The organism is Streptomyces sp. NPDC020898, from assembly GCF_044333925.1.
Lineage (GTDB): Bacteria > Actinomycetota > Actinomycetes > Streptomycetales > Streptomycetaceae > Streptomyces.
The window spans coordinates 64,919-88,711 of the sequence record NZ_JBIRRV010000023.1 but is presented as its reverse complement, the minus strand read 5'-3'; the positions used below and the strand labels follow the sequence as shown (position 1 = coordinate 88,711).

At 70.9% G+C, this 23,793-nt stretch carries 20 protein-coding genes; 12 read left to right on the top strand and 8 right to left on the bottom strand.

All coding sequences use genetic code 11. The features are described 5' to 3' along the window. Positions 1-44: 44 nt before the first annotated feature. Positions 45-674: a hypothetical protein gene (locus ACH4TV_RS42335; RefSeq protein ID WP_398406717.1), complete on the bottom strand. Its 630-nt coding sequence runs from the start codon at positions 672-674 to the stop codon at positions 45-47. 167 nt (positions 675-841) lie between these two features. Between ACH4TV_RS42335 and ACH4TV_RS42330 the strand changes: the two genes are divergently transcribed. Then, positions 842-1,843 carry a TauD/TfdA dioxygenase family protein gene (locus tag ACH4TV_RS42330; protein WP_398406716.1) on the top strand — a complete coding sequence of 334 codons (1,002 nt, stop codon included), beginning with the start codon at positions 842-844 and terminating at the stop codon, positions 1,841-1,843. Positions 1,844-1,850: 7 nt separating this feature from the next. Here ACH4TV_RS42330 and ACH4TV_RS42325 read toward each other — a convergent pair whose 3' ends face one another. Genes ACH4TV_RS42325 through ACH4TV_RS42315 form a run of 3 tightly spaced genes read right to left on the bottom strand, consistent with a single transcriptional unit; the run spans position 1,851 to position 5,350 of the window. Continuing rightward, on the bottom strand, positions 1,851-2,882 hold the full coding sequence (locus ACH4TV_RS42325) for an LLM class flavin-dependent oxidoreductase (protein WP_398406715.1): 1,032 nt from the start codon (positions 2,880-2,882) through the stop codon (positions 1,851-1,853). Positions 2,883-2,912: 30 nt separating this feature from the next. After that, on the bottom strand, positions 2,913-4,463 hold the full coding sequence (locus ACH4TV_RS42320; RefSeq protein ID WP_398406714.1) for a metallophosphoesterase family protein: 1,551 nt from the start codon (positions 4,461-4,463) through the stop codon (positions 2,913-2,915). 20 nt (positions 4,464-4,483) lie between these two features. Then, on the bottom strand, positions 4,484-5,350 hold the full coding sequence (locus tag ACH4TV_RS42315; protein ID WP_398406713.1) for an MHYT domain-containing protein: 867 nt from the start codon (positions 5,348-5,350) through the stop codon (positions 4,484-4,486). Positions 5,351-5,744: 394 nt separating this feature from the next. Between ACH4TV_RS42315 and ACH4TV_RS42310 the strand changes: the two genes are divergently transcribed. The 6 genes from ACH4TV_RS42310 to ACH4TV_RS42285 all read left to right on the top strand — a co-directional run bounded on the left by ACH4TV_RS42310 (position 5,745) and on the right by ACH4TV_RS42285 (position 13,223). After that, positions 5,745-6,845: a substrate-binding domain-containing protein gene (locus ACH4TV_RS42310; protein WP_398406712.1), complete on the top strand. Its 1,101-nt coding sequence runs from the start codon at positions 5,745-5,747 to the stop codon at positions 6,843-6,845. Positions 6,846-6,968: 123 nt separating this feature from the next. After that, positions 6,969-8,315, top strand: coding sequence for an ABC transporter substrate-binding protein (locus tag ACH4TV_RS42305; protein WP_398406711.1), 1,347 nt, complete (start codon positions 6,969-6,971; stop codon positions 8,313-8,315). Between the two features lie 55 nt (positions 8,316-8,370). After that, entirely contained in the window at positions 8,371-9,360 is a 990-nt protein-coding gene (locus ACH4TV_RS42300) for a carbohydrate ABC transporter permease (protein ID WP_398406710.1), read from the top strand. Beyond that, positions 9,357-10,220: a carbohydrate ABC transporter permease gene (locus tag ACH4TV_RS42295; RefSeq protein ID WP_398406708.1), complete on the top strand. Its 864-nt coding sequence runs from the start codon at positions 9,357-9,359 to the stop codon at positions 10,218-10,220. The genes ACH4TV_RS42300 and ACH4TV_RS42295 overlap by 4 nt, the downstream gene beginning before the upstream one ends. Before the next feature lie 49 nt (positions 10,221-10,269). After that, on the top strand, positions 10,270-11,301 hold the full coding sequence (locus ACH4TV_RS42290) for a hydroxyacid dehydrogenase (protein WP_398406707.1): 1,032 nt from the start codon (positions 10,270-10,272) through the stop codon (positions 11,299-11,301). 23 nt (positions 11,302-11,324) lie between these two features. After that, positions 11,325-13,223 (top strand): DUF2264 domain-containing protein, encoded by a 1,899-nt coding sequence (locus ACH4TV_RS42285; RefSeq protein ID WP_398406745.1) that lies wholly within the window; start codon positions 11,325-11,327, stop codon positions 13,221-13,223. A 114-nt stretch (positions 13,224-13,337) separates the two neighbouring features. Here ACH4TV_RS42285 and ACH4TV_RS42280 read toward each other — a convergent pair whose 3' ends face one another. The 3 genes from ACH4TV_RS42280 to ACH4TV_RS42270 form a co-directional block, all read right to left on the bottom strand. After that, positions 13,338-13,544: a hypothetical protein gene (locus ACH4TV_RS42280; protein ID WP_398406706.1), complete on the bottom strand. Its 207-nt coding sequence runs from the start codon at positions 13,542-13,544 to the stop codon at positions 13,338-13,340. An 81-nt stretch (positions 13,545-13,625) separates the two neighbouring features. Then, a complete protein-coding gene (locus ACH4TV_RS42275; RefSeq protein WP_398406705.1) occupies positions 13,626-15,149 on the bottom strand; it encodes a M81 family metallopeptidase in 1,524 nt (507 codons plus the stop codon). Between the two features lie 30 nt (positions 15,150-15,179). Then, positions 15,180-16,391 (bottom strand): ROK family protein, encoded by a 1,212-nt coding sequence (locus tag ACH4TV_RS42270; RefSeq protein ID WP_398406704.1) that lies wholly within the window; start codon positions 16,389-16,391, stop codon positions 15,180-15,182. 184 nt (positions 16,392-16,575) lie between these two features. Between ACH4TV_RS42270 and ACH4TV_RS42265 the strand changes: the two genes are divergently transcribed. From ACH4TV_RS42265 to ACH4TV_RS42245, 5 genes are all read left to right on the top strand, one after another. Further along, entirely contained in the window at positions 16,576-18,372 is a 1,797-nt protein-coding gene (locus ACH4TV_RS42265; protein ID WP_398406703.1) for a peptide ABC transporter substrate-binding protein, read from the top strand. Between the two features lie 10 nt (positions 18,373-18,382). Next, complete coding sequence (locus tag ACH4TV_RS42260; RefSeq protein ID WP_398406702.1) at positions 18,383-19,342, top strand: ABC transporter permease; 960 nt, start codon at positions 18,383-18,385, stop codon at positions 19,340-19,342. After that, on the top strand, positions 19,339-20,223 hold the full coding sequence (locus ACH4TV_RS42255) for an ABC transporter permease (RefSeq protein WP_398406701.1): 885 nt from the start codon (positions 19,339-19,341) through the stop codon (positions 20,221-20,223). Before ACH4TV_RS42260 ends, ACH4TV_RS42255 begins: the two co-directional genes overlap by 4 nt. Then, positions 20,220-21,902, top strand: coding sequence for a dipeptide ABC transporter ATP-binding protein (locus ACH4TV_RS42250; RefSeq protein WP_398406700.1), 1,683 nt, complete (start codon positions 20,220-20,222; stop codon positions 21,900-21,902). Before ACH4TV_RS42255 ends, ACH4TV_RS42250 begins: the two co-directional genes overlap by 4 nt. A 232-nt stretch (positions 21,903-22,134) precedes the next feature. Next, entirely contained in the window at positions 22,135-23,082 is a 948-nt protein-coding gene (locus tag ACH4TV_RS42245; protein ID WP_398406744.1) for an ROK family protein, read from the top strand. On the opposite strand, the gene ACH4TV_RS42240 is transcribed toward ACH4TV_RS42245, so the two are convergent. Next, positions 23,068-23,688 carry an L-threonylcarbamoyladenylate synthase gene (locus tag ACH4TV_RS42240; protein WP_398406699.1) on the bottom strand — a complete coding sequence of 207 codons (621 nt, stop codon included), beginning with the start codon at positions 23,686-23,688 and terminating at the stop codon, positions 23,068-23,070. The two genes, ACH4TV_RS42245 and ACH4TV_RS42240, sit on opposite strands and share 15 nt — an antisense overlap. Positions 23,689-23,793 lie beyond the last annotated feature (105 nt).

Below are 23,793 nucleotides of genomic sequence, written 5' to 3'. Positions count from 1 at the left end.
GGGCAGGGTCGGCGTCTGCGCGCGGGTGCAACGGCGGGCCTGCCCTACTCCACGTACGCGGTACCGCCCCCGGCGGCCATGGCCCCCGCGATCCGCCGATGGGCCCCCAGCCGCTCCGACTCCGGTACCGGGGGCAGGAGTTCCTCCCACAGGGGAAGGAACGTGCCGCGCAACTGGGTCAGGCCGGCCGGGCGGGCCAGCAGCCAGAAATGGAGGTGGGCGCCGCCGTCGCCCCACCGGTTGACGTGCACCCTGGCGACGCCGTCCACGGAGAGGACGGCCTGCTCGGCCCGTTGCAGCAGTGGGCCGAGTTCGGCGGACCGGGCGGCTGGGAGATCGGCCAGGTCGTGGTGGCCACGCGGGTGCAGCAGCACGACCGCGGGCAGTCGTGCCCCGGCGGCGGCGTCGAGCCGCCAGTGCTCGTCCGCCCAGAGCGCGCCCGTCACGGGCTTGCGGCAGACCACGCACTCCTCGGGTCCCGCCTCCCCGTTGCGGCCCGGCTCGGGCAGGACCGGCGGCAGCAACGGCCTGACCCGCAGCCTCCCTTCGAAGGCCTCGAAGGGAAAGGTCTCCCACTCGGTGACCGGGTCCGCGGGCATCGGCAGCCGCTCCCCGACGGGCAGCCGCCGGACGAAGTCACTGGGCTCGGGGACACCGGACGCGGCAGCGGTCATCGTCGCAGTCTTCCACCCCGGCCCGCCCCGCTGAAGCCCTGCGCCGGACCCGTTCGAGCGCCCCGGAGGGGCAGGCAAACGAACCGTATTTCCGGCGGAGCGCTTAGCCGGGACGTTCGCAGGCAAGGCCCAGTACGAACGTCACAGGAACCACGATCGGAGCGTGCATGAGGACGGACGGGGCCACGAACGGTGAAGTACCGCCGGCGGACGAGGAGTTGGCGTCGGCGAAGGCCGCCGGGGTGGAGGTGGGGCCCGTCGCGGGGCACATCGGCGCCGAGATCTCGGGAGTCGATCTGGCCGGGCCTCTCGACGACAGCGTGGTCGCCGTGATCCGGGCGGCCGTCCTGCGCTGGAAGGTGGTGTTCTTCCGCGGCCAGCGGCTGGACCACGCCGGGCACATCGCGTTCGCCCGCCGGTTCGGTGAGCCGGTCGTCCTCGGCCGGCGCGGCAGCGCCTCACCGCCCGGCTTCCCCGAGGTCGAGACGACCGCCGACCGGCTGGAACTGGGCGGACGCTACGGCATGGAGCACGCCGAGTGGCTGGAGCGGCGCCGCCACTCCCTGCTGCGCGGCTGGCACTGCGACCACGGCGCCCGTATCGACCCGCCCGCCGCGACCATCCTGCGCGCCGAGACCGTACCGCCGTACGGCGGCGACACCACCTGGTCCAACCTGGCCGCCGCGTACGCCGGACTCTCCGCGCCCGTACGGGAGTTCGTGGACGGATTGCGGGCCGAGCACCGGCTCGGCGTCGGCTACCAGGCGCGGCCCGGCGACGACGCGTATCTGCGGCATCTGCTGGACCACCAGGTCGCCTCCGTGCACCCGCTGGTGCGGGTCCACCCGGAGACGGGGGAGCGGGTGCTGTTCGTCAACGGCTACTACCTGGAGCAGATCGTCGACGTCTCCCGTGCGGAGAGCCGGCTGCTGCTGGAGATGCTCCTCGAACAGGCGACCAGGCCTGAGTACACGGTCCGCTTCCGCTGGGAGCCCGGCAGCGTCGCCTTCTGGGACAACCGGGCCACCATCCACCTCGCCCCCAGCGACAACGCCCACCTCGGCCACCCCAGGGTCATGCACCGCGTGATGCTCACCGGCGACATCCCGGCCGGCGTCGACGGCAAGCCGTCGGAGCCGGTCGTCGGCACCGAGCGAGGGCGATGGTGAGGGCGGGTCAGCCGGCGGCCGGCTGCCAGCCCAGCGCGGGCCCGAGCCGGGTCGCGATGTCCGTGAGGATCTGGACGTAGTCCTCGTGCTCGAAGGTGAACGGCAGCGCGAAAGCCACCTCGTCGATCTCCTGGAACGCGACGTGCGCGTACAGGTGTTCGGCGATCTCGGCCGACGTACCGACGAGGTCCGGCGCGAACATCAGCCGCGCCGGCCCCTGCGGGCTCGCGGTCCGAGGCAGCCGCTTCGCCGCGTACTCCTCGTACTTCGCCCGCTGCTGCGGCGAGGCGCTGTCGGTGGGGATGACGACGAGGCCCTGGGAGACCCGGGCCCGTTCGCCGTCCGGATGACGCTCACGGAAGGCCCGGACGGTGGCCAGCTGGATCTCGGCGAAGTCCGGTGACTCCTCGGGTCCCTCGGCCTTGACCACGCTGCTGGTCAGGAAGTTCATCCCGTGCTCACCGGCCCACTGCGCCGACCGCACACTCCCACCGCCGTACCACAGCCGGCTCCCGAGCCCCGGGGAATGGGGCTGGACCCGGTCCGAGAACACCTCGAACCCCTGCACCCCGCTGAAGTCGCTGGCCGCCTTCCCGCGTACGTGGTCCAGCAGCCGCTCGACCCGCTGGTAACTGAAGTCCTCGGCGTCCGCCGTGCCGGGGTACAGAGCGTCCTTGATGTGGTCGTAGTTCATCGGCGGGCCCACACTCAGACCCGGGTTGAGCCGGCCACCGGAGAGGATGTCGACGGTCGCCCAGTCCTCCGCCAGACGCAGCGGGTTCTCCCAGCCCAACGGGGTGACCGCGGTGCCCAGTTCGATCCGGCGGGTGCGCTGCGAGGCCGCTGCCAGGACGGCCACGGGGGAGGAGATCCCGTACTGGAGATGACGGTGGCGCAGCCATGCGCTGTCGAAGCCCAGCCGCTCACCCAGCTCGATGATCTCCAGCGTCGACTCGTGACCCGCCCGCGGATCGTCCCCGTCGAACAGCCCGATGGTGAGAAAGCCCAGCTTGCGCAGCGGCTGTGAGGGGGACGGCACGGGCTCCTCCAACGATCGTCGTACGGACGTTCACGCTCCGTCGATTGTGCCAGGCGGCCGGGTCAGCGGGATGGTCACCTCGTCCTCGACCGGCGGATCCAGCTCCTGCCGAAGGTTGCCGGTCGCGGAGAAACAGCGCAGCCGGACCGCCTCCGGGGACACGTCCAGCCGCAGGAAGCTCTTGAAGAACGGCGGGCTGTACGTCGCCGAACCGGGCGAGAACAGTTGCGTGTACGCCTTCCGGACCGGCAGCCGGAAACGCCGCGTACGGTCGGGCCTGCGCGCCGTGCCCAGCAGACCGGCGACCAGCCGGATGCGCCAGGTGAGCCGGACGGGCGTGCCCTGGGCGCGCGCCGGACGGATGCCGAGGCGCTCGGCGATCGCGGCCGTCGCCTCGGCCTCGGTGAGGGTGAAGAAGCGGCGCAGGTGCAGCCGGCGGCCGTACACCCTGCTGTAGAAGGCCAGCGAGTCGCCGCGCAGCGGATAGCAGCGGAAGTCGTCCTCGGTGACATCGGCGACCGAGACGCGCTTGATGGTGTGGGTGGCGTGCATGAACGCACCGCCGCCACCCGAGACTATGTACTGGATGGTCCGGCTCGTGCGGCCGTGCACGCTCACCGGATAGCGCTGGTAGTTGTGGATGTCGCCGCCTATCGCGGCCACGAAGTTGCGTGCCGGATCGCGGACGAGGTCGTCGACCGTGCCGCCGCCCTCGATCGGGCAGGGGTGGTGCTCGCCGTCCACGTAGAGGGGCGACCCGGTGATGAGGATCTTGGGAACGGGCCCCTCGGAGACCTCCTTCAACCAGCGGCCCTGCTCGGCGTCGAGGGTGCCCAGCAGGCCGGTGTCGATGCCTATGACGCGTACCGGTCCGGCGTCGATCGCCCAGTACGAGCCGGGCTGGACGCCCTGTTGGGCCGGGGCCGAGCGCGACTTGCCCGCCTCGGCGAGGCGTTGCTCGTCCACCGCGCTCGGCCTGTGCCACAGCAGCGAGCGCAGCCAGGCGCCAGAGAGCGGGCGGGGCGCGGAATCGGGCGTGAGGGGCGGGGCGTCGCAGAACACGCGCATGAACCCGTTCAGGTCCTCGTACCAGTCGTGGTTGCCCGGTATCGCGTAGATGGGCGCCTGGTAGTCCTGGTAGGGGCGGAAGAACTTGGTGCCGTAGTCGTCGGTCGCCCCGACCGGGTAGATCACGTCACTGGCGAGCACGGTGAACGCCGTGTCCTGACCGACCCTCAGAAAACCCGGGACGACGGCGTACTGGGGTGCGTCGCCCTCGCCCGTGTCGCCGATGACCATGAAGGAGAAGCGGTCCGGGTCGCTGCGCCGGATCACCTTGTCGGCGGGTGCGCCCGCGACCGTCCGCTGCTCGGACCAGCGGCTCCGGGTGCGGCCTGTGGGATCGCCGAACCAGGAGGCCAGCACGCCGTTGCGGGCGGGCCACAGTGTCCGGGGGTTGAGCCACGACAGCTTCTCGACCCGACGGGGCATCAACTCCCGGTAGGTGCCCGGGTCTTCGTCGCCCCAGCCGGCGCCCTCGGCGGTGTCGCGTGAAGAGTGAGCCCGTGGAGAGTCAGCCATCGGGGCACCGTAGCAATGTCCTACAGTCGAAGATCCGTCCGGGTCGGGGTCCGCTGCCAGTGCGGGGAGGGCGACCCGATGTCCTGCTTCGCCGACTGCGGCGGGGCCTGCCGTACGGGCTGCTGCCGGGGTTTCTTTTCGCCCCACTCCGAGTCGCCCAGGACCAGCAGCGGATCGAACATCACCACCACCGCGGCCAGCAGCAGGAAGATGGCCGGGCCGATCAGCATCGGCAGCAGCAGCGAGGTCGGTGAGTCACCGGCCCAGGTGGTCCGGGACGAGTCGTGCAGATGCACACTGACGGCGGCCATGCCCGTGTAGTGCATACCGCTGACGGCCACGCCCATGACGAGGCTCGCCCCGAGGCTGGTCAGGAAGCCCCTGATGGAGACGGCCGCCCACAGCGCGGCGGTCGCCGCGACGATGGCGATCACCACGGAGAGCGCCACGGTGACCGCGTCGTAGTGGATCTCGCCGTTCAGGTGGAGCGCCGCCATGCCCAGATAGTGCATCGCGGCCACACCGAGACCGGTGATGACGCCCGCGACGGAGAGCGCCACGGGTGTGGCGCCGCGATAACCGACGACGAACACACCGATACCGACCACGACGATCGCCACGACAAGGCTGGTGACCGTCAGCCCCACGTTGTACCGGACCGCGGTCTCCTCGACCTGGAAACCGATCATCGCGATGAAGTGCATCGTCCAGATTCCGCACCCGATGGCCGCCGCCCCCAGCGCCAGCCAACCGGGCTTCCACGACTCGGTGTTGAGGAGCGACCTGACCACACAGCGCAGTCCGAGGGCGCCTCCCACACAAGCCATGATGTAGGCGGCCACTGGGGTGACCACCCCATAGCTGAATCCGTCAATTGTTCCTTGCATATGCCAATTCCCCCAAGGTGCAGTTTGTTGCAGGGGGATTCTCGTCCCAAGGGCGGGTAAAGCAAGCAGTTACCGCAAGTACCCGACGAAAATTTCGGGAGCTGAGGTCAAGTCCGGTCAGAAAAAGGTGACATCCGGCCGGAGGCCCTCATTCCCGTTGTGGAGGCGGCCGCCCGAAACCTCAACTCAAGGCTGGAATCTCAATACGTGGACTGCTGGCTCGCATTCTCGAACATGGAGGTCGTAAACCCGCGACGCGAGCAGGTGGCGTGAGCCGGGGGAGCCCGATCCGCTGCCGTACCGCGTGCTGATCGCTATGCTGCGCGGCAAAGCGTTCAAACGAACATTCCGGTGTGCGAGTACGTCGGCGCACGGACGTGAGGGAGCGAGCGGTATGCGCGAGCCGGTCGAACTGAGGCGGCAGCGGATCCTGGCCGCGGTGCAGGCGCGCGGCACGGCCCGGGTGACCGATCTCGCCGCCGAACTGGAGGTCTCGGTCGTCACCGTCCGCCGGGACGTGGAGGAACTCGCCCGCGAGGGCCGGCTCCGGCGTGGCCACGGCATCGCCCACTCCACCCTCCCCGCACCGGACGCGACCGAGGACGTCACGGCACCCGAGGGCAAAGAAACCGTCGTCCTGGTCGTACCCGCCCGCCACTCCTACCTCTACGAGACCCTGCACGGCGCCCGCCCCGTCCTGGAGGAGGCCGGCGTGCGCATCGCCCTGCACATCGCCCCGCAGATCGCCGGCGCCGAACGCCCCCTGGTGGAGCGGGCGTTGGCGGACGGTGCCCGGGGCGTGCTGATCGCCCCCCGCTGGCGCACCCTCGCCGACGAGGAGGCCGACGCCGGGTGGCTGTGCGGGCTGGGCGTACCGACGGTCCTGATGGAGCGCCGGCCACGCCCCGGCAGCGCGCTGCACGCCCTGGACTCCGTGTGCACCGACCACTGGTACGGCGCCCATCTCGCTGTGGAACACCTCGTCGCCCTGGGCCACCGCAGGATCGTCTTCGCGACCCGGGACGACAGCCCCACCGCACGGGCCCTGCGTGTCGCGCTCACCGAGATCGCCGGGGCCCATCCGAAGCTCGACGCCTGGACCCTGACGCTCAGTTCGCCCGGCGCGGGCCCCGTTCGCACGGACGGCGCCGACCGTCCGGCCGTCGACCTGCCCGGTGTCCTGCGCGAACTGGACGCCACGGCCTGCGTGCTGCACGGCGACGTGGACGCGCTGATGCTGGTCCAGGACCTGGCCGTGCACGGCGTCCGGGTGCCGGAGGACTGCTCGGTCGTCGCGTACGACGACGTGGTGGCCGCTCTCGGCAGTACCCCCCTCACCGCCGTGTCCCCGCCGAAGGGCGAGGTCGGCCGGGCCGCCGCCGAACTGCTCCTGCACCGGCTGACAGACCAGCGCGATGCAGGGACGGGACCGGCGCGGCGGGTGGAGCTGCTGCCGGAGCTGAAGGTGCGCGGATCGACACGGCCGTTGAACTGAATGAGCGTTTGACCGCTTTATTTTCTTCTGATCGATCTCTTGACCGTTTCCTGTGAGCCGATCAGGATTCCCGTATCTCGAACAGGACATGTCCCAGGACACCCCCGAGCCGCGGGAGGCACCATGCCTGGTCGACCGGGCCACCGTCTACAGAGCCGCCGGTCCGTGCTCGCCGCGATGGCCGCACTGCCGCTGACAGGTGCCGTGAGCGCCTGCAGCGGGGGAGCGGACTCCTCGTCGAGCGGCACGGGCAAGACCACACACATCACCTTCTGGTCCGCGCTGCGCGGCAGCCAGGAGGTGGTGGACGCCTTCAACAGCACCCACGACAGCATCCAGGTCGACTTCCAGCAGATCCCGTCCGGCGGTCAGGGCGGCTACGCCAAACTCAGCAACGCCGCCCGCGCGGGCAACGCCCCCGACGTGGCCACCATCGAGTACCCGCAGGTGCCCGGCTTCGCCATCGACGGCGTGGCCCGCGACCTCACCTCGTTGATCAGCGACGAACTGCGCGCGGAGCTGCTGCCCCAGGCCCTGGGCCTCACCACCTTCGAACAGCGCGTGTTCAGCGTCCCGTTGGACGTCGAACCGATGGTGATGCACTACCGCGCCGACCTCTTCGCCAAGTACGGCTTCGAAGTGCCGCGTACCTGGGCCGAGTTCGAGGACCTGGCCCGCACCGTGCGGCGCAAGCTGCCCGGCCGGCGGCTGGTCCTCTTCCCCACGGACGGCGGCACCCAGTTCGCCGCGTACGCCTGGCAGGCCGGCGCCCAGTGGTTCGACACCGCCGGCGGTGCCTGGAACGTGTCCCTCGCCGACGCGCCCACCCGGCGTGTCGCCGCCTACTGGCAGCGCCTCATCGACGAGGACCTGGTCTTCGCGAACGCCGTCGAGAGCAGACAGTCCGACGCGCAGATCGCCAACGGCCTGGTGCTCACCCGGCTCACCGGCGCCTGGGAGGCGGGCGCGCAGATGAAGGCGCGGCCCGCACAGGCCGGCCAGTGGCGGATCGCCCCGCTGCCCCAGTGGGACACCGGCCGCCCGGGCGTCGGCACCCACGGCGGCTCGACCTTCGCGGTCACGAAGGACAGCCGACACCCGGAAGCGGCACTGGAGTTCATCACCTGGCAGGTCTCCCACCCCGACGCGCTGCGCGCCCGCCTCTCCAGCGGCACCAGCAGCCAGTACCCGGCCGCGGCCGCGCTGGTCGCCGTCGGCCGCGAGGCGTTCGACCGCGAGTACTACGGCGGCCAGGACATTTACACCCTCTTCGACGAGGAGGCCCACAAGATCCGCGACGGCTGGGTCTGGGGCCCGCGCTTCACCGCCACCCAGCGGGTGATGCAGGACAACTTCGCCCGCGTCGGCGGCGGCCAGGGCTCCCTCATCGACTCCGTGCGCGCGGCCCAGGACGGCACCATGCCCGACCTGAAGGCCCTGGGCCTGTCCACCACCCAGCGCAGCACATGAGCCGGCACCCCACACCGCACGGCATCCGAGCCGACCGAAAGGCAGGTGACACCCCATGACCGCGACCACCCAGGCCCAGCACCGCGCGCCTGCCACCGCCTCCCGCGCCGCCGGCCCCGCCTCGGCCCGCCGCACCCGAAAAGCGGCCCGCCGCCGTCAACTCGCCGCGTGCGCCGTCCTGATGGCCCCGTTCTTCGCCCTCCTGGTCACCATCTTCCTGATCCCCGTCGGTACAGCCGTCTACCTGAGCTTCTTCAGCGACGACCAGCCCGGCCTCGGCTTCGGCCCCGAACGCACCATCTTCGTCGGCCTGCGCAGCTACGCCGCAGTCCTCACCGACCCCACGTTCCTGTCCGGGCTCGCCACGGTCGCCCTGTACTGCCTGATCTACATTCCCCTGATGGTGATCGGCGCGCTCGCCCTCGCCCTGCTCCTCGACTCCGGCGTCGTCCGCCTGCGCGCCTGGGCCCAGCTCGGTCTGTTCCTGCCGCACGCCGTGCCCGGCATCATCGCCGCCCTCATCTGGCTGTACCTCTACACACCCGGCATCAGCCCCGTCATCGACCTGTTCGCCAAGGCCGACATCACCATCGACTTCCTCGGCATCCACACCGTCCTCCCGGCGATCGTGAACATCGCCCTGTGGAGCAACCTCGGCTACAACATGGTCGTCTTCTACGCCGCCCTCCAGGCCGTACCCCGCGAGGTCATCGAGGCGGCGGTCGTCGACGGCGCGGGCCCTGTCCGCACGGCGCTCCAGGTCAAGACACCCCTGGTACGCACCTCCATCGTGATGGTCGCCATCTTCACCCTCATCTGGGCGTTGCAGCTGTTCACCGAGCCCGTGCTGCTCAGCCAGTCCTCCCCGATGATCAACTCCCGCTTCTCGCCGAGCATGTACATCTACGACGCCGCCTTCACCCGCAACAACTACAGCCTCGCGGCAGCCGCCTCGGTCGTCCTCCTCGTCTGCACGATCGCCCTGTCCTACGGCGTCACCCGCTGGACCAGCCGCGCCAACACCCCCGAGGAGACGGCCCGATGAGCACCGGCGACAGCACCCTCATGCGCCCGCGCCTGCTCGGCCGGGCCACGGTCAACGTGGTCGTCGCGCTCTCCGTCCTCTATACCCTGCTGCCTGTCCTGTGGCTGGTCCTCGCCGCCGGCAAGAACCGCGACGCCCTGTTCAGCAGCAACCTGTTGTCGCTGAGCGACTTCTCGTTCGTTCAGAACCTGCGCGACCTGTTCGCCATGGACGACGGCCTGTACAGCCGCTGGTACGTCAACAGCCTGCTGTACGCCGTCATCGGCGCCGGCGTCGGCGCCCTGGTGAGCGTGGCCTGCGGCTATGCCTTCGACAAGTACCGCTTCCGGCACAAGGAGAAGCTGTTCGGTGTGGTCCTGGCCGCCGTCATGGTGCCGCAGACGGTGCTCGCTCTGCCGCTGTACCTGATGGCCTCGGAGGCCGGCCTCGTCAACACCTTCTGGGCCGTGTTCATCCCCGTCCTGTTCAACCCGTTCGGCGTCTACCTCGGCCGTATCTTCAGCCAGGGCTATGTCCCCGACGAGGTCCTGGAGGCCGCCCGGGTGGACGGCGCGGGCGAACTCACCACCTACGTACGGGTGGCGCTGCGGATGCTCGGCCCCGGACTGGTCACCGTGTTCCTGTTCCAGCTCACCACCATCTGGAACAACTTCTTCCTGCCCATGGTGATGCTCTCCGACCAGGACCTCTATCCCGTCAGCCTCGGCCTGTACCAGTGGAACAGCTCGGCCTCCGTGTCACCCGAGTACTACCCCGTGGTGATCATGGGCTCCCTGCTCGCCGTACTGCCCCTCATCCTCGCCTTCGCCCTGCTGCAACGCTTCTGGCGCAGCGGACTGACCGCGGGTTCCGTCAAATAGCCGCTCGTCGCACACGAGTTACCGACCAGCAAGGAGTCCCCGACCCCGAATGACCGTGTCCTCACCGGGCCCCGGCTTCCGCCCCAGAGCCGCCCTCGCCATGTCCCCGGACGCCGCTGCCGCCGTCCTAGATCCCGACTCGCTCACCGCCCTCGCCGCCGTCTGCGACCTCGCTCCGCTGCCCGTCCTCGACGACTTCGGCACCGAGCGCGCCCGCAGGATCCTCGCCGACGTGGACCTCCTCGTCACCGGCTGGGGCTGCCCCGTCCTGGACGCCGACGCCCTCGCGGCGGCGCCCCGGCTGCGGGCGATCGTGCACACGGCGGGCAGTGTCCGCCCGCATGTCACCGACGCCTGCTGGGAGCGCGGCATCGAGGTGTCGTCGGCCGCCGCCGCCAACGCCCTGCCGGTCGCCGAGTACACCCTCGCCATGATCCTGCTCACCGGCAAGCAGGTGCTGGAACGGGCCCACGCCTATGTCACCACCCGCACCCGCGACGACTGGCTGCGCACCTCCCGCACGATCGGCAACTACCGCCGGACCGTCGGCATCGTCTCCGCCTCCCTGGTCGGCCGCCGCGTCATCGAACTCCTACGCCCCCACGACTTCGAGATCCTCCTGTACGACCCCTACGTCACCGACGCCGACGCGGCCGAACTGGGCGTGGAGCGCGTCGAGTTGGACGCCCTCTTCACCCGCTCCGACACGGTCAGCCTGCACACCCCCCTGCTGCCCACCACCCGGGGCCTGGTGAGCCGCCCCCTGATCGAGTCCATGCGCCCGGGCGCCGTGTTCATCAACACCGCCCGGGGAGGCGTCGTCGACCAGGACGCCCTCACCGAGGCAGTCCGGGCGCGCCGCGTCCGCGCGGTGCTCGACGTCACCGACCCTGAAGTCCTGCCGCCCGAGCACCCGTTGTGGAAGTTCCCCAACGCGCTCCTCACCCCCCACCTGGCCGGTTCCCAGGGCAACGAGTGGCGCCGCCTGGCCGACCTCGCCGTCGGCGAGACGGAACACTGGGCGGCCGGCGCCGGATTCCGCCATCCCGTACGACGCGAAAGGCTGGCCTTCCTCGCATGAGCAGCACGACCCGTATCAGCAGCATGGGCATCCCCTTCGAATTCCCGCCCGAGGACCGCGAGTTGAGCCCGCACACCGGGTACACCCGCGCCCACTGGGAGGCCGTGGCGGACGGCCTGCTGGGCGCCGCATGGCGCTGGAGCACCCCCGGCGGAGCCCTGCTCGACCTGCCCGGCGCCCCTTCGCGCTCGGGCGTGCGCTCCGACGGGCTGGAAGGCTACGCCCGCACGTTCCTCGCCGCCGCCTTCCGCGTCGCGGGCGCCGACGGCGACGATCCGCACGGCTGGCTGGACCGCTACGCCCAGGGCCTCGCCGCGGGCACCGCCACCCCCGGCCGCGCGGACACCGAGTCCTGGCCGCTGATCCTCGACCACGATGTGCAGGGCCAGCCGATGGTCGAGTCGGCCTCCGTCGCCCTCGGACTGCGACTGACGGCGCCCTGGCTGTGGAAACGGCTCGACTCCGCCGTACAGGACCGGGCGGAGGAATGGCTGCGCGGCTCGCTGCGGCACTCGCCGGCCCCGAACAACTGGTATCTGTTCCCCTACACGGTCGCGGGATTCCTGGAGTCCGTGGGGCGCGGTGACGCCGAGACGGCGCGGATCCGTGAGCGCGCCCTGGAGCTGATGGAGACCTGGTACCGGGGCGACGGCTGGTACGCCGACGGCGACGGCCGGGCCTTCGACCACTACAACGGCTGGGCCCTGCACCTGTACCCGGTACTGGACGCCCACCTGGGCGACGACCGGGAACTGTCCGCCCTGTACGGCCCCCGGCTGCGCGAACACCTCGACGGCTTCGCCCTGATGTTCGGCGGAGACGGCGCGCCCATCCACTTCGGCCGCTCCCTCTCGTACCGCTTCGCCGCCTCCGCCGCCGTCGGCCTCGGGGCCCTCACCGGCGACACCCCGCTCACCCCGGGCACGAGCCGCCGCCTCATCAGCGGCAGCCTGCGCCACTTCCTGGACCGGGGCGCCCTGACCGAGGACGGCCTGCTGACCCTCGGCTGGCACGGCCCGCACGCGGCCACCCTGCAGACCTACTCGGGTCCGGCGTCCCCGTACTGGGCCTCGAAGGCCTTCGTCTCCCTGCTCGCCCCCGCCGACGCCCCCCTCTGGACGGCCCGCGAGGAACCGGCACCGGTGGAGGACGGCGACCGGGTGCTGGCGCTGCCCGCACCGGGACTGCTGGTGCAGTCGACCCGCGCGGACGGCATCGTACGGCTGCACAACCACGGCAGCGACCACGTCCGCCCGCACGAGGGCGAGGCGGCGGCCGAGGACGACCCGCACTACGGACGCCAGGCCTACTCGACGCACTCCGGCCCGACCGCCCCCGCCAACATCGCCGACAACCACCTCTCCGTGGAGATCGGCGGCCGGGGCAGTGTGCGCCGCCGCATCCACCCGCTCGGCGCCGGCCACGGCGACGGCTGGGGCTGGGCCGCCTCCTGGCACCGCCCCGTCTTCACCTCCGGGCCGCCCATGGTGCCGGGCCTGCGGGTGGAGAGCGTCACGGTGGTACGAGGCCGCCACGAACTGCGCGTCCACCGCGTGATCACCGCTCCGGCCGGCGCACGCGTCACCCACACCGGCTGGGCCACGGGCCCCGAGGAACAGCTGACGTCGGCCCTGCACGGCCTGTACGGCTGGACCCCGGACGCGGAGGAGACACGCGCCCCCCAGGGCACCGCCTACACCCGCTGGGCCCTGGTCCCCCGCCTGACCGGCGAGGCCTCCGGAACGTCACTGCACGTGGCCCTGGCCGCACTCACGGCGGACCCGGAACCGCTGGTGCCCGGCCAGGTGGTCACAGGCGTCGAGGTGACCGACGAGGCGGTCGAGGTGCACTGGACCGAGGACGGAACGCGCACGAGGATCACCTTCGACCCGGTAGCAGTGGAGCACGGCACCCAGGACTGACAGGCACTGGTGAACTGAGGTGCGCACCCGCGCCCCGACAGGGGCGCGGGGAACTGCGCGACCAGCCCCCACCGGCCCGCGGCAAAAGAACTGCATACGGAGAACAACCGCCCGCTAGGGCAACAACTTGTCCAACGCCCGCGTACCCTCCTCCGCCAGCTTCCGCTCCGCCCACGCGAGGTTGCGCGGAGTAAGGTCACGGCCCGCCGCAAGCACCACGTCCTCGGCCGACGCCCCATGCTCCGCACCGGTGTGCAGCAAGGCGTCGGGGGTCGTGGTGTCGTCGGAAAGAGAGGGCGAATCGGCGTTCTGGATCGGCATGACGTCTCCTTGCTCGACCGGACCTGCTACCACCATGCACAGCGCACGTCTCTCGCGCACCCCACGCACGGAAATCCGTCCCTATTCGTCCGCGCCGGTCAGTGGTTCGTCCGAGGCCGGAACGATCCTTGCCGTGAGGTCCGGCCCGGCCATCTGCGGGTCGAACGGGAACATGGGCCGGCGGATGCGGCGGTGTCCCAGGCGCGCGAGATCCTGGTCGACGCCACCGGGGGTGAGCGCGAGCTTCCAGCCGACGGCCATGTCGAACAGCTCCGGTTCGAGGTAGCCGATCTTGACGAGGACGAGGTCGGCGCCGCGCGGATCGAGGTCCAGGTCGGTGAAGTCGTGCTCGTGGTGGTACGGCTTCCGCAGCCGGGTGAGGATGACATGGACGCTGCCGACGCGCAGGACGACCTCGGTGCCGGCGTCCCGGTCCCCGTGCCGCACGGCGTGCACGACCCCGGTCATGGTGAGCGGCCCGGCGTGCCGGTCGTCCACCTCGGCACCGGCCGTGACCGTGACGACCGCCCCGACGCCCGCGTTCGACGCGGTCTCGACGGCGGCGGGCCCGGGCACCGAGGCGTAGATCACCGTCGGGCCGTCCGGGTCCTTGAACTCGGGCCGGTCCAGGACGCGCGCGAGCCCCCAAGTCACGTCACCGGCGCCGCCCGCCGTCGGGTTGTCCCCGGTGTCGCTGATGAAGTAGGGACGGGCGTCCGACGCGAGCGCCTCGTCCAGACACGCGTCCAGTGACCCGGTCGGCGCGACGAACGCGAACCTGCTCCGCGCCTCCCAGAAGCCGCGCGCCAGCCGTTCGGCACCGGCGCTCACGGCGGCTTCGTCGGACCCGGTGACGACGATCGCGGCCCGGTTGCGCGGCTCGTCCGCCCACGCGTACCCGACCCAGATCGCGGCATCCAGCACACCGTCCGCCGCTTCCACCTCGTCGACGGCCGCGTACACGCTCCGCGCGGGCTCGATCCGCGTCGAGGTCTGCTCACCGGCCAGCAGCACGGGCACCGGAATCCAGGCCTTGACCGGCCGCGGGGCGCCGCCGACCAGCAGTTCCACCAGGTTCCGTACCGCCCGCTCCTTCGTCTCCATGTGGTCCTCGTGCGGGGCCATCCGGTAGCAGGTGATCAGATCGCTCCGGTGGGCGAGCTCGCGCGAGACGTTGCCGTGCAGGTCCATGGATGTGGACACGATCACGTCCGGCCCGATGATCTCCCGGATCCGGGCCAGCAGGACCGCCTCCGCGTCGTCGACGCCCTCCACCGTCATCGCGCCGTGGATGTCGTACCAGAGGCCGTCGACGGGCCCCAACTCCCTTAGCCTGTCGATGAGTTCGTCGGAGAGTTCCGCGAACGCGGCAGCAGTGACCGTCCCGCCGGGCAGCGCCTTGCCGACCAGCGCGCCCCGCCACTCGGCCGCCTCCCGCAACGGCGCCCCGGGCGCCAGGAACGGGTAACGGGTGAGGACGTCCGCGCCGCGCTGCGGATGGAAGGCCGGCGCCTCGGTGCGCGCGGGGGAGAAGGTCGATGACTCGATACCGAGCCCGGCGATCGCGATGACGGGACAGGCTATGGCGTTACGGGGCTGAGGCACGGTTCCTCGCAGGGTGTCGGGCGCACGGTGTCAGGCATGGCGGGCGGGAGTGTCGGAGGCGGCCAGGGTCTGCAAGGCGTGCGCCAGCGCCCGTTGCAGCGCGAACCGGCCCGCGCCGACCAGCCCGGCGTCGGCGCCGAGACTCGCCCGCTCGATCACCAGCTGCTCGGTCACCAGCGGATGGCAGCCCTCGTACAGCTGACTGCGGACGGCGGCCACGAACGGCTCCAGCGTCGACAGCAGACCCCCGAGATACACGGCGTCGGGGTTGAAGAAGTTGACGTTCGCCGACAGGACGGTGCCGAGATAGCGGCCCGCCCGGCGCACCGCACCGGTCGCCTCCGGGTCGGCGTCCCTGGCCAGCCCGACCACGTCCTCGATGGAGTGGACGTCGGCGCCCCGCTCCCGCAGGATCCGTACGAGCGCCGCACCCGACGCGACCGTCTCCAGGCAGCCGGTGTTGCCGCAGGAGCACGGCGTGCCGCCCTCGTTCTCGACGCGGACGTGGGTGATCTCGCCGGCCGCCCCGGTGCCGCCCCGGTACAGCCGGCCGTCGGCGATGACCCCGGCGCCGATGCCGGAGCCCACCTTCACCATGATCGACTGGCGCCGTTCGGCGGGCTGGACGCTGTGCTCGCCCACCGCCATGCAGTTCGCGTCGTTCTCGATCGCCGCCGGCACGCCGAAGCGGTCCTCCAGCCAGGACCGCACCGGGAACCTGTTCCAGCCGGGCATCCGCGCCGGCAGGGTGACGACCCCCGACTCGACGTCCACCGGGCCCGGCAGACACAATCCGACGCCCCGCAGTAACTCCCGGCCGTGCCGCGCGGCCAGTGCCTCCAGGGTCTCGGCGAGGCCGGGCAGCGCCGCCTCCGGGCCCTCGGCGGTGGCGAACAGCACCGTCGACACATCGGTGAGCCCGCCCGCGGGGAACACCACGCCGACGCGGGCGTGCCTGCTGCCCAGGTCCGCCGCGACCGCGAACCCGTCGGTGTCGCCGAGCCGCAGCACCTTCCGTGGCCGCCCGCCCGTGGAGGACCGGGTGCCCTGCTCCGCGACCAGCCCGTGGGTCACCAGCTGGCCGACGGTGAACGAGATCGTCGAGGGCGCGGCGCCCAGCAGCCCGGCCAGCTCGGTCCGGGTGGTCGCCTGCCCGGAGGCCAGCAGTTCGAGCACCCGCTCGGCCAGCGAGGAGACACCCGGGGAGGCCCTCCGGTGATGCGGGAGACTTTTTTCAGTCATGGGTGAAGTAACTTCCGACGTGGGGGCTGGATGTGGCGAGCGTACGTCGCTGATCGCACTCTGCGGCTTTTTTCAGAACAGCAGAAACAGGCTTTTTACAGCGGGGCATCTGTTTCTTCGTACCTGCGAGTCGTTGACTGGCTCATCAACCACACCTCACATCTCCGGTGCTCCGAGGAGAACCATGTCGTCCCCTGCTCGCACGGCGCTCGTCGCCGGTGTCATCGTCTCGGCGGGCGCGCTGCTGCTCGCGGGCTGTTCCGGCACGAGTGACACGTCGTCCGCATCGAAGGACTCCATCAACTACGCCCTGCCCGCGAACTTCACCCCGAACTGGATCCTGCCGATCGGCACCGCGGCCCACCTCAACACCAACAACAACTCCATCGCGGCGAGCCTGTGGGAACCGCTCATCGCGTACGACGGCTCAACCGGGAAGATCGCCTGGAACAAGAAGGCGTCGATCGCCACCGCCGCAGACTTCGCCACCGACGGAAAGAGCGTCACCATCACGCTCGGCGACCGTAGTTGGAGCGACGGCAAGCCGATCACCGCACGGGACGTCGAGTTCTGGTTCAACGTCATCAAGGCGAACAAGGCGGAGTGGGCCGGCTACAACCCCGGCAAGGCCCCCGACAACTGGACCGCGTTCAAGGCTGTCGACGACCGCCACTTCACGATCACCTTCGACCAGGCCTACAACTCCCAGTGGATGCTGGCCAACGAGCTGAGTGCCATCACCCCGCTGCCCCAGCACGCCTGGGACAAGGCCGGCGTGTCGGCCGCCGTGTCGGACGCCGACCGTACGCCCGCGGGCGCCAAGCAGGTGTGGACGTACCTCAACACGGCCGCGAAGAACATCTCCGGCTACGACAGCGACCCTCTGTGGAAGACCATCAGTGGCCCCTACTCGGTCAAGTCCTTCGCCACCTCCGGCAAGGTCGTTCTCGCCGCCAACACGAAGTACGACGGTGGCGAGAAGCCGGACATCGCCACCGTGAACCTGCTGCCGTTCACGACAGCCGACGCCGAGAAGAACGCCCTGCGCTCCGGAGGCGTCGACTACGGCTACATCGAGGCCACCGACCTCGACCAGAAGGACAGCTTCACCAACCGGGGCTACGCCGTGAAGCCCTGGTCCGGCTGGGCGATCACCTATCTGCCGTACAACTTCAACAACCCCGCCATGGGCGCCGTGTTCAAGCAGTTGTACGCCCGCCAGGCCGTCCAGAAGTCCATCGACCAGGCCGGCCTCGCCAAGGTCATCTTCAACGGCACCGCCGTTCCCGGCTACGGTCCGATTCCGCAGGCCCAGTCCTCCGACTTCCTCTCGGCCACTCAGAAGAGCGACCCGTACCCCTTCTCGACCGAGGAGGCCAAGTCCCTTCTCGCCGGGCACGGTTGGAGCGAGCAGGGCGGGGTCATGGTGTGCACGGACGCGGGTACCGGCGCCGCGCAGTGCGGTGAAGGCGTCGAGAAGGGCACGAAGTTCGAGATGCAGGTGCTGTCGCAGTCCGGTTCGACCGTGACCGACAACATGATGAGCGCGATCCAGTCGTCCCTCGCGAAAACCGGCATCAAGTTCACCATCAAGACCGCGCCCGTCAACTCCGTACTGGCGCAGACCCCGCAGTGCACCGAGAGCCAGGCCGTCTGCAAGTGGCAGCTGTCCTTCTTCGGCACGGCCGGCAGCTGGTACTTCAACGCCTTCCCGACCGGTGACTCCCTCTTCCAGACCAAGGGCGGCTCGAACTTCGGCAACTACTCCAACCCGGACGTCGACAAGCTCATCACCGCCTCCACCACGTCCACGTCCAACCAGGCCATCCAGGACTACAGTTCGGCCCTCGCCAAGGACCTGCCCGTGGTCTGGCTGCCCGAGCCCGTCTACCAGATCTCCGTCGTCAAGAACGGCCTCGGCGGCTTCTCCCAGGACTCACTCGCCAACTTCCACCCCGCACAGTGGAAGTGGACCAACTGAGGCTCCTCGCATGGACACTCTTCTCTACCTGACCCGGCGGATCCTCCAGGCCCTCGCGGTGATCCTCATCGTGACCGTGGTGGTCTTCTGCCTCCTGCACGCGCTGCCCGGGGGTCCCGCACGCGGGATCCTCGGCCCGCAGGCCACCGCCCAGCAGATCGCCGCCTTCAACCACGAACAGCGCCTCGACCAGGCCCTGCCCGTCCAGTACGTCCACTACCTGGGCACCCTGCTCCACGGCGACCTCGGCACCTCGTACACCCTCAACGAGGCCGTCTCCACCCTCATCGGACAGCGCCTGCCCAAGACCCTCGTCCTCACCGTCCTGTCCGCGTTCCTCGGGCTGCTCCTCGCGATCCCCCTCGGCATGTGGCAGGCCGTCCGGCGCAACAAGCCCGTCGACTACGTCATCACCACGCTCGGCTTCGTCGCCTACGCGACCCCCGTGTACTTCCTCGGCCTGATCCTGGTGCTGGTCTTCACCCAGTGGCTGCCCTGGTTCCCGTCCCAGGCACCCCAGGGCGAGACCCTCGGCCAGGTCCTCGCGCAACCGAACGCGCTGGTGCTCCCGGTCGTGGCGGGCGCCGCGTCAATGGTCGCCGTCTTCAGCCGCTACATGCGCGCCGCCACCCTGGAGAACCTCTCCGAGGACTACGTCCGCACCGCCCGCGCCGGCGGCTCACGGCAGGGCGCCATCCTGCGGCGGCACGTGTTCCGCAACTCCCTCACGCCCGTCGTCGCCATGCTCGGCTACTACGTGCCCGTCCTCTTCGGCGGTGCCCTCGTCGTCGAGCAGCTCTTCAACTACCCGGGAATGGGCCTGCTGTTCTGGAGCGCGGCCCAGTCCTCCGACTACCCGGTACTGCTCGGCTGCGTCCTCGTCATCTCCGTCGCCACCGTCGTCGGCACGCTCCTCGCCGACATCGTGCAGCGCCTCGTCGACCCCCGAGTGAAGGCAGGCCGAGCATGAGCGCCGTACTGCACACGACGACTCCGGTGGCGGAGCCGGTCGCCGGATACCGGCTGCCCCTGCGCCGGTTCGCGCGCAACCGGCTCGCGGTCGCCGGGCTCGTGGTCGTCGTTCTCTTCCTGCTGTTCTGCTTCGTGGGCCCGCTCCTCTACTCCACCGACCAGACCCACACCGACCTCACTCAGGTCAACCTCGCCCCGAACGGCTCCCATTGGCTCGGCACGGACGCTGTCGGCCACGACGAGCTCGGGCGGCTGATGTACGGCGGGAAGGTGTCCCTCCTCGTCGGTCTCGCGGCCGGCGTCCTCGCCACCGTCATCGGCACGCTGTGGGGTGCGGTCGCCGGCTACGCGGGCGGCTGGATCGACGCGGTGATGATGCGGGTCGTCGACGCGGGCATCGCCATCCCGGCCCTGTTCATCCTGCTCGTCGTCTCCGCGATCACCACCCCGGACGCCCTCGGCCTGATCGTCATCCTCGGTCTGGTGTCCTGGCTGGTGCCGTCCCGGCTCATCAGGGCCGAGACGCTCACCCTGAAGAACCGCGACTACGTCCTGACGCTGCGCGCCATCGGCGGCACCCACGCCCGCGCCATCGCCCGGCACATCCTGCCCAACTCGGTCTCGACCATCGTCGTCGCGGCCACCTTCCAGGTCGCCGACGCGATCCTGCTCGTCGCGTACGTCTCCTACCTCGGCCTCGGCGTCCAGCCGCCGTCGACCGACTGGGGCGGCATGCTGTCGGCCGGCCTCACCGCCGCGTACTCGGGCCGCTGGTGGCTCATCGTTCCGCCGGGCCTCGCCATCATCCTCGTCGTCTGCGCGTTCAACGCGATCGGCGACGGACTGCGCGACGCCTTCGACGTCAAGGGGCGTGGATGAACATCCTGGAGATCGACAACCTGGACGTCACCTTCACCACGGAGACCGGCGAGGTACCCGCCGTCCGTGACGTGTCGCTGCACGTCCGCCCCGGTGAAACCCTCGCCCTCGTCGGCGAGTCCGGCTCCGGCAAGTCGACGGTCGCCCTCGCCGCACTGGGCCTCCTGCCGGGCAACGCACGCGCGACGGGCCGCGTCGGCATCGGGGGCACCGACGTCGTCGGCGCGAGCGAGGCCGACCTGTCCCGGCTGCGCGGCCGTACGGCGTCCATGGTGTTCCAGGAGCCCGCCACCGCCCTCGACCCGCTCACCCGGATCGGCGCCCAGATCGCCGAGGTCGTACGCAACCACCGCCCCCTCTCCGCCAAGGAGGCCGCCGCGGAGGCGGTCGCCCTTCTGCGCCGCGTCGGTATCCCCGACCCCGAGCAGCGGGCGTCCGCCTTCCCCTTCCAGCTGTCCGGCGGGCAGCGCCAGCGCGTCGTCATCGCCATGGCCATCGCCAACGCGCCCGGCCTGCTCATCGCCGACGAACCGACCACCGCCCTCGACGTCACCGTCCAGGCCGAGATCCTCGACCTGCTGCGCGCCCTCGCCGCCGACTCCGGCACCGGTGTCCTGCTCGTCACGCACAACATGGGCGTCGTCGCGGACTTCGCCGACCGGGTCGCCGTCATGTTCCAGGGGGAGATCGTCGAGACGGGACCGGTCGAGGAGGTGCTGCTGCGGCCCGCCCACGAGTACACGCGGCGGCTGCTGTCGGCGGTGCCGAGACTGACGGTCGCCGAGCCGGGTGACGTGCCCGCAGTGGCAGCCGAGGTGCCGAAGACCGACGCCTTTGCCGCTCCCGTGGTCGAACTCCGGGACATCTCCGTCCACTTCGGCCGCGGTCGCCGTGCCGTACGTGCCCTCCAGGACGTCTCCCTCACCGTCGCCCCCGGCGAAACCGTGGGCCTGGTCGGCGAGTCCGGCTCCGGCAAGTCGACGGCGGCCCGCGTCGCCCTCGGCCTCGTCCCGCCGACGTCCGGCTCGGTCGCCCTCTTCGGCACCGACCTCGGCCGGGCCCGGGGACGCGCTCGGCGCGCCTTGCTCGCCGGGGTCGGCGTGGTCCTTCAGGACCCGGTGGCCTCGCTGGACGCGCGGATGAGCGTCGGAGAATGCGTCGCCGAACCGTTGCGCGTCCACCGCAGAGGCATGTCGGGCGCCGAGCTCCGGGCGCGGGTCGCCGAGGTGCTCGAACTGGTGCGGCTGCCAAGGGAGTTGGCGGCGCGCGGACCGCGTGAGCTGTCCGGGGGTCAGCGCCAGCGGGTCAGCCTCGCCCGCGCGCTCGTCCTCGAACCGCGACTGCTGGTGGCCGACGAACCGACCAGTGCCCTCGACGTGAGCGTCCAGCAGACGGTCCTCGAAGTGATCACCGAGCTCCAGGACGAACTGGGCTTCGCCTGCCTGTTCGTCTCCCACGACCTCGCCGTGGTCCAGCGGTTCGCACAGCGCGTGGTCGTCCTGCGCGCCGGCCAGATCGAGGAACAGGGCCCCACGGCAACCACCCTCCTTCACCCCACGACGGCCTACACCCGCCGCCTCATCGCCGCCGTCCCCGTCCCCGACCCGATCCTGCAACGCCGACGCCGCACGGAACGCCGGGCCGCGCTCGCCGCCGGTGGGACGGGGGTGACGGTGTGACGGGTGTCCTGCGCCCTGGTACGGCTTGCAGCCGGCGTGTTTTCGCCGCTGTGCCTGTGCCGGCCGGTCGTGCCGCGTCGAGGAGGGTCCTACGTCCTGACGCGAAGTGCATCCGGCGCCTCATATGTGCCGTCCCCGACCCGGTCCTGCAGCACAGGCACCGCACAGAACGCCGGGCCGCGCTCGTCGCCGGTGGGACGGAGGGCTCGGTGTGACGCTCTCCGCTGCCGACGTGTACGGCGGTGTCGACATCGGTGGTACGACCACCCAGGTCGTGCTGTGCGCACCCGATCTCACGGTGCTCACCCGGGCCGAGGTGCCCACCCCGGCGGCGGACGGTGGGCAGGCGATGACCGATGCCGCGCTGGGCGCGCTCACCGCCCTCCTCGCGCGGACACCGGCCCGTCTCTTCGGTGTCGGAGTCGGCGCGGCGGGCGTCGTCGATGCGGACGCCGGGCGCGTTCTTGTCGCCAGTGACTCCTTCCACGGCTGGGCCGGCTTCGAGGTGACGGCGACGATCCGGGCGGCGCTCGGAGTACCGGCGTACCTCGACAACGACGTCAACGCGTTCCTGCGGGGCGAGGCGGCGAAGGGTGCCGTGGCGGGCGTGTCCCATGCTCTCGGGATGACGCTGGGCACCGGCGTCGGCGGTGCGCTGTGGCTGGACGGGGCGCTGTACGACGGTCCGTACGGTGCCGCCGGTGAGATCGGCCACGTACCGGGCTTCGGCGACCTGCCCTGTACCTGCGGCGCCCGGGGGCACCTGGAGACGCTCGCCTCCGGGCGGGCGATCGGGCGCCGGTACGGCGAGCGCACCGGACGCGCCGGGCTCACGGCCAGGGCGGTCGCGGCGGCGGCGGACGCGGGCGACCGCGACGCGGCCGCCGTGTACGAGGAGGCGGGGGCGGCCCTCGCCCGGGCGATCCTCATCACCGCCGGCCTGCTGGACCTCACCGCCTACGTCGTCGGCGGCGGCGTCAGCCGCGCCTGGCACCTCCTCGAACCGGCCGTCAGTGCGGCCCTCGCCGCCGAGCCACCGGTCAGCGGACGCTCCGTCAGTGTCGTACGGGCCGGCCTCGGAAGCGACGCCGTCGCGGTCGGGGCGGCCTCCCGCGTGCGGGACGAACTCGCCCCGGACACACGGGCGTACGAGGCCAGGGAGCCGTCACTCGAACCGTGACGTGTCTCCCGCGCCCCGGCGCACGATCTCGGCCTCGCCGCTGGAGAAGTCGATCACCGTCGTCGGCTCCGTGCCGCAGTCCCCGGAGTCGACGACCGCGTCCACGACATGGTCGAGCCGCTCCTTGATCTCCCAGCCCTGGGTGAGCGGCTCCTTCTCGTCGGGCAGCAGCAGCGTGCTGGACAGCAGCGGCTCGCCCAGCTCGGCGAGGAGAGCCTGCGCGACCGTGTGATCGGGGATGCGCACGCCCACGGTCTTCTTCTTCGGATGCAGCAGCTTGCGCGGCACCTCGCGCGTTGCCGGGAGAATGAACGTGTAGCTGCCCGGGGTCGAGGCCTTCACGGCCCGGAACACGTCGTTGTCGACCTGGACGAACTGGCCGAGCTGCGCGAAGTCCCGGCACACGAGGGTGAAGTGGTGACGGTCGTCGAGCTGCCGGATCGACCGGATGCGGTCGATGCCGTCACGGCTGCCGAGCTGACACCCCAGCGCGAAGCAGGAGTCCGTCGGGTACGCGATCAGCGCACCGGAGCGGATGCTGTCGGCCACCTGACTGATCGTGCGGGGCTGCGGGTTGTCGGGATGGACGTCGAAGTACCTTGCCATTCGCCGAGTTTATGCCGTCGGGCCACCAGACCCGCGCAGGCCCGTACCCGCCACCGCGCAGCTACCGGGCCCGGGCGTGGGGGCAGGCGGCGGCCCGGCCATAAT

Bases quoted from the DNA above. Each gene is read 5' to 3' on its own strand.
- ACH4TV_RS42335 (WP_398406717.1), bottom strand. From the start codon at position 674: ATGACCGCTGCCGCGTCCGGTGTCCCCGAGCCCAGTGACTTCGTCCGG.
- ACH4TV_RS42330 (WP_398406716.1), top strand. From the start codon at position 842: ATGAGGACGGACGGGGCCACGAACGGTGAAGTACCGCCGGCGGACGAG.
- ACH4TV_RS42320 (WP_398406714.1), bottom strand. From the start codon at position 4,463: ATGGCTGACTCTCCACGGGCTCACTCTTCACGCGACACCGCCGAGGGC.
- ACH4TV_RS42315 (WP_398406713.1), bottom strand. From the start codon at position 5,350: ATGCAAGGAACAATTGACGGATTCAGCTATGGGGTGGTCACCCCAGTG.
- ACH4TV_RS42310 (WP_398406712.1), top strand. From the start codon at position 5,745: ATGCGCGAGCCGGTCGAACTGAGGCGGCAGCGGATCCTGGCCGCGGTG.
- ACH4TV_RS42305 (WP_398406711.1), top strand. From the start codon at position 6,969: ATGCCTGGTCGACCGGGCCACCGTCTACAGAGCCGCCGGTCCGTGCTC.
- ACH4TV_RS42300 (WP_398406710.1), top strand. From the start codon at position 8,371: ATGACCGCGACCACCCAGGCCCAGCACCGCGCGCCTGCCACCGCCTCC.
- ACH4TV_RS42295 (WP_398406708.1), top strand. From the start codon at position 9,357: ATGAGCACCGGCGACAGCACCCTCATGCGCCCGCGCCTGCTCGGCCGG.
- ACH4TV_RS42290 (WP_398406707.1), top strand. From the start codon at position 10,270: ATGACCGTGTCCTCACCGGGCCCCGGCTTCCGCCCCAGAGCCGCCCTC.
- ACH4TV_RS42285 (WP_398406745.1), top strand. From the start codon at position 11,325: ATGGGCATCCCCTTCGAATTCCCGCCCGAGGACCGCGAGTTGAGCCCG.
- ACH4TV_RS42280 (WP_398406706.1), bottom strand. From the start codon at position 13,544: ATGCCGATCCAGAACGCCGATTCGCCCTCTCTTTCCGACGACACCACG.
- ACH4TV_RS42270 (WP_398406704.1), bottom strand. From the start codon at position 16,391: ATGACTGAAAAAAGTCTCCCGCATCACCGGAGGGCCTCCCCGGGTGTC.
- ACH4TV_RS42265 (WP_398406703.1), top strand. From the start codon at position 16,576: ATGTCGTCCCCTGCTCGCACGGCGCTCGTCGCCGGTGTCATCGTCTCG.
- ACH4TV_RS42260 (WP_398406702.1), top strand. From the start codon at position 18,383: ATGGACACTCTTCTCTACCTGACCCGGCGGATCCTCCAGGCCCTCGCG.
- ACH4TV_RS42255 (WP_398406701.1), top strand. From the start codon at position 19,339: ATGAGCGCCGTACTGCACACGACGACTCCGGTGGCGGAGCCGGTCGCC.
- ACH4TV_RS42250 (WP_398406700.1), top strand. From the start codon at position 20,220: ATGAACATCCTGGAGATCGACAACCTGGACGTCACCTTCACCACGGAG.
- ACH4TV_RS42240 (WP_398406699.1), bottom strand. From the start codon at position 23,688: ATGGCAAGGTACTTCGACGTCCATCCCGACAACCCGCAGCCCCGCACG.